Annotated in this window: 13 protein-coding genes and 1 tRNA gene; all 14 read left to right on the forward strand. The window is 60.7% G+C overall.

Going from position 1 to position 16,516, the window contains the following annotated elements:
• The coding region (gene tuf / locus B058_RS0107615) for an elongation factor Tu (protein WP_018507832.1) at positions 1-981 on the forward strand (981 nt) is incomplete at its 5' end.
• 64 nt (positions 982-1,045) lie between these two features.
• Positions 1,046-1,121: transfer RNA gene (locus B058_RS0107620), tRNA-Trp, on the forward strand.
• Positions 1,122-1,150: 29 nt separating this feature from the next.
• A complete protein-coding gene (gene secE, locus B058_RS0107625; RefSeq protein ID WP_018507888.1) occupies positions 1,151-1,498 on the forward strand; it encodes a preprotein translocase subunit SecE in 348 nt (115 codons plus the stop codon).
• Complete coding sequence (gene nusG, locus B058_RS0107630) at positions 1,495-2,028, forward strand: transcription termination/antitermination protein NusG (RefSeq protein WP_026240737.1); 534 nt, start codon at positions 1,495-1,497, stop codon at positions 2,026-2,028. The genes secE and nusG overlap by 4 nt, the downstream gene beginning before the upstream one ends.
• A gap of 125 nt (positions 2,029-2,153) precedes the next feature.
• A complete protein-coding gene (gene rplK / locus B058_RS0107635) occupies positions 2,154-2,585 on the forward strand; it encodes a 50S ribosomal protein L11 (protein ID WP_018507890.1) in 432 nt (143 codons plus the stop codon).
• A 1-nt stretch (position 2,586) separates the two neighbouring features.
• A complete protein-coding gene (gene rplA, locus B058_RS0107640; protein ID WP_018507891.1) occupies positions 2,587-3,282 on the forward strand; it encodes a 50S ribosomal protein L1 in 696 nt (231 codons plus the stop codon).
• A gap of 274 nt (positions 3,283-3,556) precedes the next feature.
• Positions 3,557-4,078: a 50S ribosomal protein L10 gene (gene rplJ / locus B058_RS0107645; RefSeq protein ID WP_018507892.1), complete on the forward strand. Its 522-nt coding sequence runs from the start codon at positions 3,557-3,559 to the stop codon at positions 4,076-4,078.
• 72 nt (positions 4,079-4,150) lie between these two features.
• Positions 4,151-4,531, forward strand: coding sequence for a 50S ribosomal protein L7/L12 (gene rplL, locus B058_RS0107650; RefSeq protein WP_018507893.1), 381 nt, complete (start codon positions 4,151-4,153; stop codon positions 4,529-4,531).
• 230 nt (positions 4,532-4,761) lie between these two features.
• Positions 4,762-8,841 (forward strand): DNA-directed RNA polymerase subunit beta, encoded by a 4,080-nt coding sequence (rpoB, locus tag B058_RS0107655; RefSeq protein WP_018507894.1) that lies wholly within the window; start codon positions 4,762-4,764, stop codon positions 8,839-8,841.
• Positions 8,842-8,862: 21 nt separating this feature from the next.
• Complete coding sequence (gene rpoC / locus B058_RS0107660) at positions 8,863-13,062, forward strand: DNA-directed RNA polymerase subunit beta' (RefSeq protein ID WP_018507895.1); 4,200 nt, start codon at positions 8,863-8,865, stop codon at positions 13,060-13,062.
• Positions 13,063-13,208: 146 nt separating this feature from the next.
• Complete coding sequence (gene rpsL, locus B058_RS0107665) at positions 13,209-13,586, forward strand: 30S ribosomal protein S12 (RefSeq protein ID WP_011310913.1); 378 nt, start codon at positions 13,209-13,211, stop codon at positions 13,584-13,586.
• Between the two features lie 37 nt (positions 13,587-13,623).
• Entirely contained in the window at positions 13,624-14,094 is a 471-nt protein-coding gene (rpsG, locus tag B058_RS0107670; protein ID WP_018507896.1) for a 30S ribosomal protein S7, read from the forward strand.
• A 30-nt stretch (positions 14,095-14,124) separates the two neighbouring features.
• A complete protein-coding gene (fusA, locus tag B058_RS0107675) occupies positions 14,125-16,215 on the forward strand; it encodes an elongation factor G (protein ID WP_018507897.1) in 2,091 nt (696 codons plus the stop codon).
• A gap of 25 nt (positions 16,216-16,240) precedes the next feature.
• The coding region (locus B058_RS0107680; RefSeq protein ID WP_018507898.1) for a GTP-binding protein at positions 16,241-16,516 on the forward strand (276 nt) is incomplete at its 3' end.

The following is a 16,516-nucleotide window of genomic DNA, read 5'->3' on the forward strand; positions in this document are numbered from 1 at the left end:
GAGACCGCCAAGCGTCACTACGCCCACGTTGACTGCCCGGGTCACGCCGACTACGTCAAGAACATGATCACTGGTGCTGCCCAGATGGACGGCGCCATTCTCGTCGTGTCCTCCGCCGACGGTCCCATGCCCCAGACCCGCGAGCACATCCTCCTGGCCCGTCAGGTTGGCGTGCCCTACATCATNGTCTACATGAACAAGGCCGACATGGTCGACGACGCCGAACTGCTCGAGCTCGTCGAAATGGAAATCCGTGAACTCCTGTCCAAGTACGACTTCCCCGGCGACGACACCCCCATCATCATCGGTTCCGCCCTGAAAGCCCTCGAAGGCGACCAGAGCGACATCGGCGAGCCCAGCATCATGAAGCTGGCCGACGCCCTCGACAACTACATCCCCGAGCCCGAGCGCGCCATTGACAAGCCCTTCCTGATGCCGGTTGAAGACGTCTTCTCCATCTCTGGTCGCGGCACCGTCGTCACCGGTCGTGTCGAGCGCGGCGTCATCAAGGTTGGCGAAGAAATCGAAATCGTCGGCATCGTCCCCACCGCCAAGACCACCTGCACCGGTGTTGAGATGTTCCGCAAGCTGCTTGACCAGGGTCAGGCGGGCGACAACGTCGGCGTCCTGCTGCGCGGCACCAAGCGTGAAGAAGTCCAGCGCGGCCAGGTCCTGGCCAAGCCCGGCTCCATCAAGCCGCACACCAAGTTCTCTGCCGAGATCTACGTGCTGTCGAAAGACGAAGGGGGTCGTCACACCCCGTTCTTCAACGGCTACCGTCCGCAGTTTTATTTCCGCACCACCGACGTCACGGGCAGCATTGAACTGCCGGCAGGCACCGAGATGGTGATGCCTGGCGACAACGTCAGCATCAAAGTCTCGTTGATTCAGCCGATCGCCATGGACGAAGGTCTGCGTTTCGCCATCCGCGAAGGCGGTCGTACCGTCGGTGCGGGTGTCGTGGCTAAGATCGAAGAGTAAGCCGGTTTGACCGGAAGGGTGGGGTCAGGTCGGCCGTATGCCTGTCCCCAGCCTTGAGTAATACAGGCCAATAGCTCAATTGGTAGAGCGTCGGTCTCCAAAACCGAAGGTTGGGGGTTCGAGACCCTCTTGGCCTGCCACAGGATAAGCCGTAAGGCGCACAGCATTCATGGCTGACAAAATCAAGCTGCTGGTAGCGGTATTGCTGGTCATCGCAGGGGTGGCCGGCTTTTATTTTTTTGCAGACGCGCCAACCGTGGTGCGTGTCCTGCTGGTCGTCGCTGGTGTCGTGCTGGCGGGTGTGGTTGCAGGGCTGTCGGCCCAGGGCAAGCGGTTTTACCGTTTTGCGCTTGACTCGCGCGATGAGGCCAAGAAGGTGGTTTGGCCGACGCGCAAGGAGACTGTCCAGATGACGGGCGTGGTCATGGCTTTTGTGGTCGTGATGGCGCTGTTCCTGTGGGCGGTGGACGGAATTTTGTTGTGGTTGGTCAAACTGGCCATGGGACAGGGGAGTTGAGTATGCGTTGGTACGTGGTTCATGCCTACTCCGGCTTCGAGAAAAGCGTTGCGCGCAACCTGGTTGAGCGCATTGAGCGTGCTGGCATGAAGGATCGTTTCGGCGAAATCCTGGTGCCGGTGGAAGAGGTGGTGGAAATGAAGGCGGGGCAGAAGAAGACTGCCGAGCGCAAGTTCTTTCCCGGCTACGTTCTGGTCCAGATGGAAATGGACGACGATACCTGGCACTTGGTGAAGAGCACACCCAAGGTCACCGGATTCGTTGGCGGAACGGCGACCAAGCCGGCTCCCATCTCCGAAAAGGAAGTGCAGGCCATCCTCGACCAGATGCGCGAGGGCGTGGAAAAACCCAAGCCCAAGGTGCTGTTTGAGGTGGGTGAGGTGGTGCGGGTCATCGACGGTCCGTTCACCGACTTCAATGGCAATGTGGAAGAAGTGAATTACGACAAGAGCAAGTTGCGCGTGTCGGTCATGATTTTTGGCCGGGCGACGCCTGTGGAGCTGGGCTTCGGTCAGGTCGAGAAAAGCTAGTCCAGGCGGGAGCCTGGCTGGCTGAGGTTGCTTCGGCGTCAAGCAGGAAACGGGTCCGGGAAACCGGCGAGGAGCGCGAGTAGGGCAACCCAAAGCGCGTTGGTACTCATTTATTAGGAGCCATCATGGCAAAGAAGATAGTCGGCTACATCAAGCTGCAAGTGCCGGCGGGTAAAGCGAACCCGTCGCCTCCCATTGGTCCCGCGCTCGGCCAGCGCGGCCTGAACATCATGGAATTCTGCAAGGCATTCAACGCCAAGACCCAGGGCATGGAGCCCGGTCTACCGATTCCGGTCGTGATCACTGCATTCGCGGACAAGAGCTTCACCTTCATCATGAAGACGCCGCCCGCAACGGTGCTGATCAAGAAGGCGATCAAACTCGACAAGGGCAGCGCCAAGCCGCATCTCGATAAGGTCGGCACGATCACCCGCGCCCAGCTCGAAGAGATCGCCAAGACCAAGGAGCCCGATCTGACCGCAGCCGACATGGACGCGGCAGTGCGCACCATTGCCGGTACAGCCCGTTCCATGGGCATCATCGTGGAGGGAGTCTGAGATGGCTAATACATCCAAGCGCTTGCGTGCGCTCAAAGAGAAGATCGACCGTAACCGCAATTACCCGGTGGTGGACGCCCTGCAGCTGGTCAAGGAGAGCGCAACTGCCAAATTCGACGAATCGATCGATATCGCCGTGAACCTCGGCGTCGATGCGCGTAAATCCGACCAGATGGTGCGTGGCGCCGTCGTGCTGCCCAAGGGCATCGGCAAGACCATTCGCGTGGCGGTGTTCGCCCAGGGCGACAACGTGCAGAAAGCGAAGGACGCCGGCGCCGACATCGTCGGTTTCGATGATCTGGCGGCGGAGATCAAGGCCGGCAAGATGGATTTCGACGTGGTCATCGCCACGCCCGACGCCATGCGTGTGGTCGGTCAGCTCGGCCAGATCCTGGGTCCGCGTGGACTGATGCCGAACCCGAAGGTCGGCACGGTATCTCCTGACGTGGCGGGCGCGGTGAAGAACGCCAAGGCCGGTCAGGTGCAATACCGTACCGACAAGGGCGGCATCGTGCATTGCACCATTGGCCGCGCTTCGTTCAGTGTCGAGGACCTGAAGGAGAATCTGGCGGCCCTGTTGGATGCACTGCAGCGCGCCAAGCCGGCCAGCTCCAAAGGGATCTATTTCAAGCGCCTGTCGGTGTCGAGCACCATGGGCGTGGGCGTGCGCGTCGACCAGGCCAGCGTCAGCGCATAAATGTATTTGGGGGTACGCCGGGAGGTGTGCCCCAGTCTGAACTTTGGGCCGTCAGCCAGATGTTTGGCTGGCGGGTTGTCAAAGACCGTAGGCATCCGCAAGGATTTAATCGCCGGTGGCTGACAAGTGGGTGATGAGTTTCATCCTCTGTTTGCGGGCATCGGACCCTACGCAGATGGCGTTCCCCAGCAGGATTTTCCTGTCAAGGTCGCCAGCCGGGGCGTCCCGTGGGCACAAGCGGACGGCGTCCCGTAACTGAGAAGGAGGTAAGACCTTGAGTCTGAATCTTGAAGAAAAGAAAGCCGTCGTTGCCGAGGTCGCTGCGCAGGTTGCAGCTGCCCAGACGGTTGTCGTTGCCGAATACCGTGGCATCACGGTGGAGCACATGACCCAGTTGCGTGCGCAAGCGCGCAAGGAAGGGGTTTATCTGCGCGTGTTGAAAAACACGCTGGTACGCCGCGCGATTGCGGATACGCCGTTTGCGGGCATTGCCGACCAGCTGGTCGGTCCGCTCGCCTATGGCATTTCCAAAGACCCGGTGGCTGCCGCCAAAGTGATGCACGAGTTTGCCAAGACCAACGACAAGTTCGTCGTCAAGGCCGGTGCCATGCCCAACTTCATCATGTCCGCCAAGGATGTGGGGAATCTGGCCAGCATGCCCAGCCGCGAAGAACTGCTGTCCAAGCTCTTGGGCACCATGCAGGCCCCGATCGCGCAATTCGTTCGTACGCTCAACGAAGTGCCGACCAAGTTCGTACGCGGGCTGGCTGCGGTGCGCGACAAGCAGGCTGCCTGAGCAGCCTGTCGACATCCGCATATAAACGACATTGATTTTTAATCTGAAGCATAATTGACAGGAGTAATACAAATGGCTGTTGCAAAAGCTGACATTCTGGACGCCATCGCTGGCATGACCGTGCTTGAGCTGTCCGAGCTCATCAAGGAAATGGAAGAGAAGTTCGGCGTTTCCGCCGCCGCCGCCGCGGTTGCCGTGGCTGCCCCCGCTGCAGGCGGTGCTGCTGCCGCTGCGGAAGAGCAGACCGAGTTCACCGTGATGTTGACCTCCGCTGGCGAAAAGAAAGTGGAAGTCATCAAGGTGGTGCGTGCTGCTACCGGGCTGGGCCTGAAGGAAGCCAAGGATCTGGTCGACGGCGCACCCAAGGCTGTGAAGGAAGGCGTGTCCAAGGCCGATGCCGACGCGCTGAAGAAGCAGTTGGAAGAAGCTGGCGCGGGCGTCGAAGTCAAATAAGTACGGTCCCCCGGGCGGCGCGTGCAAGCGTGCCGCCGTTTCCGGAGACGCATTTATTTCGCCACATTCATATTGCGGTGATGTGTTGCGGGGAAACCCGCGGCAGACGCAAGCAGCAAATACCCGGAACCCGGAATCGGCTTCCGGGTCATTTGCTTTTTGCGTGTGCCCTACAAAGCGCCGGTGCGTAACCCGCGTGCCCGCCCGCCCCTGATCGTCAAGGAGACCCCATGGCTTATACCTTTACCGAGAAAAAACGTCTGCGCAAGAGCTTTGCCAGTCGGACCAACACCCTTCCGGTGCCGTTTCTTCTGGCGACCCAGCTTGAATCCTATCGTGCCTTCCTGCAGGAGGGCCGTTCGCGCGATGAGCGCCTGAACGAAGGTTTGCAGGCCGCGTTCACCTCGATTTTCCCGATCGTCAGCCACAGCGGCAACGCCCGTCTGGAATACGTCAGCTACCTGTTGGGCGAGCCGGTGTTCGACATCAAGGAATGCCAGCAGCGCGGCCTGACGTTTTGCGCGCCGCTGCGCGCCAAGGTGCGCCTGGTCATCATGGACAAGGAAGCCTCCAAGCCGACCATCAAGGAAGTCAAGGAACAGGAAGTCTACATGGGCGAGATTCCGCTCATGACGCCGACCGGCTCCTTCGTCATCAATGGCACCGAGCGCGTGATCGTGTCGCAGCTGCACCGTTCACCCGGCGTGTTCTTCGAGCACGATCGCGGCAAGACCCACAGTTCGGGCAAGCTGCTGTTCTCGGCGCGCGTGATCCCCTACCGCGGTTCGTGGCTGGACTTCGAGTTCGATGCAAAAGACATCCTGTTCTTCCGTGTCGACCGCCGCCGCAAGATGCCGGTCACCATCCTGCTGAAGGCGCTCGGCTATACGCCGGAGAGCATCCTCGATGCCTTCTTCAGCAAGGATACGTTCTATATCAACACCCAGGGCATCCAGTTTGAGCTGGTGCCGGAGCGTCTGCGGGGCGAGTTGGCGCGCTTCGACATCTGCGGCAAGGACGACCATGTGATCGTCGCCAAGGACAAGCGCATCACCGCCAAGCACATTCGCGAGCTTGACGCTGCCGGCGTCAAGAAATGGGCGGTTCCGGCCGAATTCGTGGTGGGGCGCGTGCTGTCGCACGATGTGGTCGACAAGAACACCGGCGAGCTGGTGGCGCGCGCCAACGACGAGATCACGGAAGACCTGCTGATGAAGCTGGCCGAAGCGGGCGTCGACAAGTTCAACACGCTTTACACCAATGACCTCGACCACGGCGCCTTCATTTCGCAGACGCTGCGCACCGACGACACCGCAGACGAATACGCCGCCAAGGTGGCGATCTACCGCATGATGCGTCCGGGCGAGCCACCCACGGAAGACGCGGTGAATGCGCTGTTCGTCAACCTGTTCTTCAGCGAAGAGCGTTACGACCTGTCGGCCGTCGGTCGCATGAAATTCAACCGCCGAATCGGTCGCGACGAGTTGACCGGTGCCGGGACCTTGTCGACCGAAGACATCGTCGCCGTGATCAAGATCCTGGTCGAGTTGCGCAATGGCCGCGGCGAGATCGACGACATCGACCACCTCGGCAACCGCCGTGTACGTTCGGTTGGCGAACTGGCGGAGAACCAGTTCCGTGCCGGCCTGGTGCGGGTCGAGCGCGCGGTGCGCGAGCGTCTGTCGCAGGCCGAGTCCGACAACCTGATGCCGCATGACCTGATAAACGCCAAGCCGGTGTCGGCCGCGATCAAGGAATTTTTCGGTTCGTCGCAGCTGTCGCAGTTCATGGACCAGACCAACCCGCTGTCCGAAATTACCCACAAGCGCCGTGTGTCGGCGTTGGGCCCGGGCGGTCTGACCCGCGAACGCGCCGGCTTCGAGGTGCGCGACGTGCACCCGACCCACTACGGCCGCGTCTGCCCGATCGAAACGCCGGAAGGTCCGAACATCGGCCTGATCAACTCGCTGGCGCTGTTCGCCCGCACCAACTGGTATGGTTTCATCGAGACGCCGTACCGGAAGGTGGTCAACCACAAGGTGACCGACGAAATCGAATACCTGTCGGCAATCGAAGAGAGCAAGTATGTGATCGCGCAGGCGAACGCCGATCTCGACGCCAAGGGCAAGTTCAAGGACGACTTGGTGTCGTGCCGGTTCAAGAACGAATTCACGCTGTCGACTCCGGACAAGATCGAATTCATGGACGTGGCGCCGGCGCAGATCGTGTCAGTGGCGGCATCGCTGATTCCCTTCCTCGAGCACGACGATGCCAACCGCGCGCTGATGGGCTCCAACATGCAACGCCAGGCCGTGCCGTGTCTGCGCCCGGAAAAACCCTTTGTCGGCACCGGCATCGAGCGCACTGCCGCAGTCGACTCCGGCACGGTGGTGACTGCGCATCGCGGCGGCATCGTCGATTACATCGACGCCAGCCGGATCGTGATCCGTGTGCACGACGAGGAAGCGCGTGCCGGTGAAGTGGGTGTCGACATCTATTCGCTGATCAAGTACACGCGTTCCAACCAGAACACCAACATCAACCAGCGTCCGCTGGTGAAGGCGGGCGACGTCATCGCCCGCGGCGACGTGATCGCCGACGGTGCCTCGACCGACATGGGCGAACTGGCACTGGGCCAGAACATGCTGGTCGCCTTCATGCCGTGGAACGGCTACAACTTCGAGGATTCGATCCTGATCAACGAGAAGGTTGTCGCCGAAGACCGCTACACCTCGATCCACATCGAGGAACTGTCGGTGGTGGCGCGCGACACCAAGCTCGGCCCGGAAGAAATCACCCGCGACATTTCCAATCTGGCCGAGCGCCAGTTGGGTCGCCTGGATGACTCCGGCATTATCGCGATCGGTGCAGAAGTGGAAGCCGGCGACGTGCTGGTCGGCAAGGTCACGCCCAAGGGGGAAACCCAGCTGACGCCGGAAGAGAAGCTGCTGCGCGCGATCTTCGGCGAGAAGGCCTCCGACGTGAAAGACACCAGCCTCAAGGTGCCGTCCGGCATGTCGGGCGTGGTCATCGACGTGCAGGTGTTCACTCGCGAAGGTATTGAAAGAGATAAGCGCGCGCAGTCGATCATCGACACCCAGCTGGCCGAGTACAAGAAGGACCTGACCGACCGTATGCGCATCGTCGAGGACGACACCTTCGCGCGTCTGGAAAAGCTGCTGCACCTGAAGGTCGCCAACGGCGGCCCGAAGAAGCTCGCCAAGGGCAGCAAGGTCACGAAGGACTACCTCGAATCGGTGAACCGTCACGACTGGTTCGACATCCGCCTGGCCGACGACGAAGCCAGCCGCCAGGTCGAATCGCTGAAGGACAGCCTGACGCAGAAGCGCATCGAGTTCGATGCGATGTTCGAAGAGAAGAAGAAAAAGCTCACCGCCGGCGACGAACTGCCGCCCGGCGTGCAGAAGATGGTCAAGGTCTACCTGGCGGTCAAGCGCCGCCTGCAGCCCGGCGACAAGATGGCCGGCCGTCACGGCAACAAGGGCGTGGTGTCGAAGATCGTGCCGGTCGAGGACATGCCTTTCATGGCCGATGGCCGCCCGGTCGATATCGTGTTGAACCCGCTTGGTGTGCCGTCACGGATGAACGTGGGTCAGATTCTCGAGACCCACCTTGGCTGGGCCTCCAAAGGCCTGGGCGAGAAGATCGGCCAGATGCTGGCAGCCCAGACCAAGACGCTGGTGAAGGACCTGCGTCACTTCTTCAAGGAAATCTACAACCAGTCGGGCAAGTCGGAAGACATCGACAGCTTCACCGACGAGGAAGTGATCGAACTGGGGCGCAACCTACAGAAAGGCGTGCCGTTTGCATCGCCGGTGTTCGACGGTGCCTCGGAAGAGGAAATCCGCCGCATGTTGACGCTGGCCGGTCTGCCAGAAGGGGGCCAGGTCACGTTGTACGACGGTCGCACCGGCGAAGCCTTCGATCGTCAGGTGACGGTGGGCTACAAGCACGTACTGAAGCTGCACCACCTGGTCGACGACAAGATGCACGCGCGTTCCACCGGCCCGTACTCGCTCGTTACCCAGCAGCCGCTGGGCGGCAAGGCGCAGTTCGGCGGCCAGCGCTTCGGCGAAATGGAAGTGTGGGCGCTTGAGGCATATGGTGCATCCTATGTGCTGCAGGAAATGCTGACCGTGAAGTCCGACGATGTGAACGGCCGTACCAAGGTGTACGAGAACATCGTCAAGGGCGATCACAAGATCGAGGCGGGCATGCCGGAATCCTTCAACGTGCTGGTGAAGGAAATCCGCTCGCTCGGCATCGACATCGATCTGGAACGTTATTAATTTAGGGGTGAGGACACAGCCATGAAAGCATTGTTAGATCTTTTCAAGCAGGCCACCCACGAGGAAGAGTTCGACGCCATCAAGATTGGCCTGGCGTCGCCGGAGAAAATCCGCTCCTGGTCTTACGGCGAAGTGAAGAAGCCGGAAACCATTAACTACCGCACCTTCAAACCGGAGCGCGATGGTCTGTTCTGCGCCAAGATCTTCGGTCCGGTGAAAGATTACGAATGCCTGTGCGGCAAGTACAAGCGCCTCAAGCACCGCGGCGTGATCTGCGAAAAGTGCGGTGTCGAGGTCACCTTGTCCAAGGTGCGCCGCGAACGTATGGGCCACATCGAACTGGCCTCGCCGGTTGCGCATATCTGGTTCCTGAAGTCGCTGCCCAGCCGTCTCGGCATGGTGCTCGACATGACGCTGCGCGATATCGAACGCGTGCTCTACTTCGAAGGCTTCGTGGTGGTCGAGCCGGGCATGACTCCGCTCAACCGCGGTCAGCTGCTGACCGAAGAAGACTACCTCGCCAAGCTGGAAGAATACGGCGATGAGTTCAAGGCGCTGATGGGTGCGGAAGGCGTGCGCGAATTGCTGCGCTCGCTCGACCTGCATACCGAAGTGGAAACGCTGCACGCGGAAATCAGCAAAACCGGTTCCGACACCAAACTGAAGAAGCTGTCCAAGCGCCTGAAGATTCTTGAGGGTTTCCAGAAGTCCGGCATCAAGCCCGAGTGGATGATCCTCGAAGTGCTGCCGGTGCTGCCGCCTGAGTTGCGTCCGCTGGTGCCGCTGGACGGCGGCCGCTTCGCCACGTCCGATCTGAACGACCTGTATCGCCGTGTCATCAACCGCAACAACCGCTTGAAGCGGCTGCTGGAACTGAAGGCGCCGGAAATCATCGTGCGCAACGAAAAGCGCATGCTGCAGGAAGCGGTTGATTCCCTGCTCGACAACGGCCGTCGCGGCAAGGCGATGACCGGCGCCAACAAGCGTCCGCTGAAGTCGCTGGCCGACATGATCAAGGGCAAAAGCGGTCGTTTCCGTCAGAACCTGCTGGGCAAGCGCGTCGACTACTCCGGCCGTTCCGTCATCGTGGTGGGTCCGACGCTGAAGCTGCACCAGTGCGGCCTGCCGAAGAAGATGGCGCTGGAACTGTTCAAGCCCTTCATCTTCAACCGTCTCGAAGTGCTGGGACTGGCAACCACGATCAAGGCCGCCAAGAAGATGGTGGAAGACGAAGAACCGATCGTGTGGGATCTGCTGGAAGAGGTCATCCGCGAGCATCCGGTGATGCTGAACCGCGCACCGACGCTGCACCGCCTGGGCATCCAGGCGTTCGAGCCGGTACTGATCGAAGGCAAGGCGATCCAGTTGCATCCGCTGGTGTGTGCGGCATTCAACGCCGACTTCGACGGCGACCAGATGGCCGTCCACGTGCCGCTGTCGCTGGAAGCGCAGGCCGAAGCGCGCACCCTGATGCTGGCGTCGAACAACGTGCTGTCGCCCGCCAACGGCGAGCCCATCATCGTGCCGTCGCAGGACATCGTGCTCGGCCTGTATTACATGACGCGCGAAATGGTCAACGCCAAGGGCGAAGGCATGATGTTTGCCGACGTCACCGAGGCACGCCGTGCCTACGACAATCGTGAGGCTGCTCTGCATGCTCGCGTTACGGTGCGCATCAAGGAAGTGACGCTTGACGAGAACAAAAACCGTGTCGAGACCGTCAAGCGGGTGGAAACCACGCTGGGCCGTGCCCTGCTGTCCGAGATACTGCCGCCGGGATTGCCGTTCAGCTTCGTCGACAAGGCCCTGAAGAAGAAGGAAATCTCCAAGCTGATCAACGCCAGCTTCCGCCGCTGCGGGCTGCGCGAGACGGTGATTTTCGCCGACAAGCTGATGTATACCGGCTTCACCTACGCCACCCGTGCGGGGATGTCGATCGCCATCAAGGACATGCTGATCCCGAACGAGAAGGGGCAGATCCTGGGCGCGGCCGAAGCCGAGGTCAAAGAGATCGAGTCGCAATACACATCGGGTCTGGTGACCCAGGGCGAGCGTTACAACAAGGTCGTGGACATCTGGGGTCGCGCTGGCGACGCCGTGGCCAAGGCCATGATGACGCAACTGGGGAGCGAGAAGGTTACCGATCGCACCGGCAAGGAAGTCGCCCAGGAATCGTTCAACTCGATCTACATGATGGCCGACTCGGGCGCGCGCGGTTCCGCGGCGCAGATTCGCCAGCTGGCCGGTATGCGAGGCCTGATGGCGAAGCCGGACGGCTCCATCATCGAAACCCCGATCACGGCGAACTTCCGTGAAGGCCTGAACATGCTTCAGTACTTCATCTCGACCCACGGCGCGCGTAAGGGCCTGGCCGATACCGCGCTGAAGACCGCGAACTCCGGTTACCTGACGCGTCGTCTGGTCGACGTGACTCAGGATCTGGTGGTGGTCGAGGACGACTGCGGCACCAAGAACGGCCTGGTGGTAAAGGCGCTGGTCGAAGGCGGTGAAGTGGTCGAAGCGCTACGCGAGCGGATTCTCGGCCGCGTGGCTGCCAGCGACATCATCCATCCCGAAACCCAGGAAACCATGTTCGAAGCCGGCACGCTGCTGGTGGAAGATGTGGTCGATACCGTCGAATCGCTGGGCATCGACGAGGTCAAGGTGCGTACGCCGCTGACCTGCGAGACCCGTTACGGCCTCTGTGCCAAGTGCTATGGCCGTGATCTGGGCCGCGGCTATCTGGTCAATGCCGGAGAGGCGGTCGGTGTCATCGCAGCCCAGTCGATCGGCGAACCGGGCACCCAGCTCACCATGCGGACCTTCCACATCGGTGGCGCGGCATCGCGTGCCGCCGCCGCCAGCCAGCTGGAAGCGAAGTCCAATGGAGCGGTGCAGTACACCGCCACCATGCGCTACGTGACCAACGCGCGGAAGGAACTGGTCGCGATCTCACGCAGCGGTGAAATCATCATTGCCGACGACAGCGGTCGCGAGCGCGAGCGCCACAAGGTGCCATACGGGGCCACCCTGATGGTGACCGACGGCGCCAAGATCAAGGCAGGCGCCGTACTGGCCACCTGGGATCCGCACACCCGCCCGATCATCACTGAATATGCCGGCCGGATCCGCTTCGAGAATATCGAAGAAGGCGTCACCGTGGCCAAGCAGCTCGACGACGTCACCGGCCTGTCCACCCTGGTGGTGATCGATCCCAAGCGCAAGGCCAGCGGCGCCGGCAAAGGCCTGCGCCCGCAGGTCAAGCTGCTGGACGAAGCTGGCAACGAAATCAAGATTGCGGGAACGGACACGCTGGTCAACATCACCTTCCAGATCGGCTCCATCATCACGGTGAAAGATGGCCAGGACGTGGCGGTGGGCGACGTGCTGGCGCGTATTCCGCAGGAAACCTCGAAGACCCGTGATATTACCGGCGGTCTGCCACGCGTAGCCGAGCTGTTCGAAGCGCGTTCTCCGAAAGATGCCGGCGTGCTGGCGGAAGTTACGGGTACGGTCTCCTTCGGCAAGGACACCAAGGGTAAGCAGCGTCTGGTCATCACCGATATGGACGGTGTCGCGCACGAGTACCTGATCACGAAAGAGAAGCACGTGACCGCGCACGACGGCCAGATCGTCCAGAAGGGCGAAATGATCGTCGACGGTCCGGTCGATCCGCATGACATCCTGCGGCTGCAGGGCGTGGAAGCGTTGGCGCGCTACATCACCGACGAGGTGCAGGACGTCTATCGTCTGCAGGGCGTGAAGATCAACGACAAGCACATCGAGGTCATCGTGCGCCAGATGTTGCGCCGCGTCACCGTGGCGGACCCGGGTGCAACTGGACTCATTCCCGGGGAGCAGGTCGAGCGTTCTGAAGTGCTGCAGATCAACGACGAGATGGTCGCCGCAGGCAAGGAGCCGGCGACCTACGATCCGATCCTGCTCGGCATCACCAAGGCCTCGCTGTCGACCGATTCCTTCATTTCGGCGGCCTCCTTCCAGGAAACCACGCGTGTGTTGACCGAAGCGGCCATCATGGGCAAGAAGGACGAGCTGCGCGGCTTGAAGGAAAACGTGATTGTCGGACGTCTGATCCCGGCAGGCACCGGTCTGGCCTACCACAATACCCGTCGTCGCCAGGCGGCCGGGGAGGACCTGGGGGCGGCTCATCTGATCGAAGGCGGAGAGGCCAGCGCAGACGAGAATCAGGAAGTGGCTTGACAGGGGAAGGTCTCTCCCCTAGAATCACGCGTCTTTTTCCGGCCATACGTGCGTCGGGAAGCGCAGGACTGTAGCCCGGGACGGCGCATGCCGTCCCGCTTGTTTTAGAAACGATACGCTCACCTTAATTTTTCGGAATTTTTGACATGCCAACGATTAACCAGCTGATCCGCAAGCCGCGCCAGGCGCCGGTGGAAAAGAGCAAGGTTCCGGCCTTGAAGGCCTGCCCGCAACGCCGCGGCGTGTGCACCCGCGTGTACACCACGACGCCCAAGAAACCGAACTCCGCCTTGCGTAAGGTGTGCAAGGTCAAGCTTACCAGCGGCTTCGAGGTCATCAGTTACATTGGCGGCGAAGGCCACAATCTGCAGGAGCACTCGGTTGTGCTGGTGCGGGGCGGCCGGGTCAAGGATTTGCCGGGTGTGCGTTACCACACGGTGCGCGGCAGCCTGGATACGGCTGGCGTGAAGGATCGCAAGCAGTCGCGCTCGAAGTATGGCGCCAAGCGTCCCAAGAAAGCCTAATCGGCCAGCAGCTTAACTAGTATAGAGAGACAGGAAAATGCCCCGTCGTCGCGAAGTCCCCAAGCGTGAAATCCTGCCTGATCCGAAATTCGGCAATCAGGAGGTTTCGAAATTCATGAACGTCGTCATGTCCAGCGGCAAGAAGTCGGTCGCTGAGCGTATCGTCTATGGCGCGTTCGAGCAGATCACCAGCAAGTCCGGCAAGGATCCGTTGGAAGTGTTCAGTACTGCGCTGAACAATGCCCGTCCGCTGGTCGAGGTGAAGAGTCGTCGCGTCGGTGGCGCCAACTATCAGGTTCCGGTCGAGGTGCGCTCGAGCCGTCGTACTGCGCTGGCCATGCGCTGGCTGAAGGATGCTGCACGCAAGCGCGGCGAGAAATCCATGGGTGCCCGTCTGGCGGGCGAGTTGCTGGACGCGGCCGAAGGCCGTGGCGGCGCAGTGAAGAAGCGTGAAGAGGTGCACCGTATGGCGGAAGCCAACAAGGCCTTCTCGCATTTCCGCTTCTAAACCCAACGTATTGATTGGCAGGTAACTAAAGTGGCACGCTCTACTCCTATTGAACGCTATCGCAATATCGGCATTTCGGCCCATATTGACGCTGGCAAAACCACCACCACCGAGCGCATCCTGTTCTACACGGGTGTGTCGCACAAGATCGGCGAAGTCCATGATGGCGCAGCCACCATGGACTGGATGGAGCAGGAGCAGGAGCGTGGCATTACGATTACTTCCGCTGCGACCACCTGTTTCTGGAAGGGGATGGACGGCAAGTTCCCCGAGCATCGCATCAACATCATCGATACTCCGGGACACGTCGACTTCACCATCGAAGTCGAGCGCTCCATGCGTGTGCTGGACGGTGCGTGCATGGTCTACTGCGCGGTGGGCGGCGTGCAGCCGCAGTCCGAGACCGTCTGGCGTCAGGCAAACAAGTACGGCGTTCCGCGCCTGGCCTTCGTCAACAAGATGGACCGCTCCGGTGCGGACTTCTTCAAGGTCTATGAGCAGATGCGCAGCCGCCTGAAAGCCAATCCGGTGCCCGTGCAGGTGCCGATTGGTGCGGAAGACAAGTTCGAGGGGGTGGTTGACCTGGTTAAGATGAAGGCGATCTATTGGGATGAAGCCAGCCAGGGTATGAAATTTGACCTGCGCGACATCCCGGCCGATCTGGTTGAGGTCAGCAAGAAATGGCGCGAGACCATGGTCGAGGCGGCTGCGGAGTCGTCCGAAGAGTTGATGAACAAGTACCTCGAAGAGGGCGATCTCTCCGAGGCTGACATCCTTGCAGGCCTGCGTGCGCGTACCATCGCCAGCGAAATCGTGCCGATGATGTGCGGCACCGCGTTCAAGAACAAGGGCGTTCAGGCCATGCTCGACAAGGTGATCGAGTTGATGCCGGCGCCGACCGATATTCCGCCCGTCAAGGGGGAGCTCGACAATGGCGAGCAGGGTGAGCGTCGTGCGGCGGACGACGAAAAATTCTCGGCGCTGGCATTCAAGGTTGCGACCGACCCCTATGTGGGCCAGTTGATTTTCTTCCGCGTCTATTCCGGCGTGGTGAATTCCGGCGACACGATTTACAACCCGGTCAAGGGCCGCAAGGAACGGATCGGCCGCATCCTGCAGATGCATGCCAACCAGCGCGAGGAAATCAAGGAAGTGCGCGCAGGTGACATCGCCGCAGCAGTCGGTCTGAAAGACGTGACCACGGGTGACACGCTGTGTGATGTGGCCAGCCCGATCACGCTGGAGCGCATGGAGTTCCCTGAGCCGGTGATTCACGTCGCGGTCGAGCCGAAAACCAAGGCCGACCAGGAAAAAATGGGTATTGCGCTGGGCCGTCTGGCGCAGGAAGACCCGTCTTTCCGTGTGCGCACGGATGAAGAATCCGGTCAGACCATCATTTCGGGCATGGGCGAGCTCCACCTCGAGATTCTGGTGGATCGGATGAAGCGCGAGTTCGGCGTCGAGGCCAACGTCGGTGCGCCGCAGGTGGCGTACCGTGAGGCGATCCGCAAGGAAGTCGAGCAGGAAGGCAAGCACGCCAAACAGTCGGGTGGTAAGGGTCAATACGGTCACGTCTGGATCAAGATGGGCCCGAACGAGGCTGGCAAGGGCTTTGAGTTCATTGATGCCATCAAGGGCGGTACCGTGCCGCGCGAATTCATTCCTGCGGTCGAAAAGGGTTTGAGAGAAGCCCTGAACAACGGCGTGCTGGCTGGCTTCCCGGTGGTGGACGTGAAGGTCACCCTGTTTGACGGGTCTTACCACGATGTCGACTCGTCGGAACTGGCGTTCAAGCTGGCTGCGATTCTGGCTTTCAAGGACGGCATGCGCAAGGCAAGCCCTGTCCTGCTGGAGCCGATGATGGCAGTCGAGGTGGAGACACCTGAAGACTACATGGGCGATGTCATGGGCGACCTGAATCGTCGCCGCGGCATCATCCAGGGCATGGAAGATGCTGCTGGGGTCAAGCTGGTCAAGGCAGAGGTGCCGCTGGCCGAGATGTTCGGCTACTCCACCGATTTGCGCTCCATGTCGCAGGGGCGCGCGACCTACTCGATGGAATTCAAGCATTACTCCGAGGCGCCGAAAAGCGTCGCTGAAGCGATCATTGCCAAGAAATAATTTTGATCTTATAGGGTATTGAAAAATGGCTAAGGAAAAATTCGAGCGGACGAAACCGCACGTAAACGTTGGCACCATTGGACACGTTGACCACGGCAAGACCACCTTGACCGCGGCGATCACCACCATTCTGTCGAAGAAATTTGGCGGAGCTGCCAAGAAGTATGATGAGATTGATTCCTCGCCCGAAGAGAAGGCGCGCGGCATCACCATCAACACCGCCCACGTCGAGTACGAGACCGCCAAGCGTCACTACGCCCACGTTGACTGCCCGGGTCACGCCGACTACGTCAAGAACATG

Origin of the sequence: Thiobacillus thioparus DSM 505, assembly GCF_000373385.1 — a bacterium.
GTDB classification, from domain to species: domain Bacteria; phylum Pseudomonadota; class Gammaproteobacteria; order Burkholderiales; family Thiobacillaceae; genus Thiobacillus; species Thiobacillus thioparus.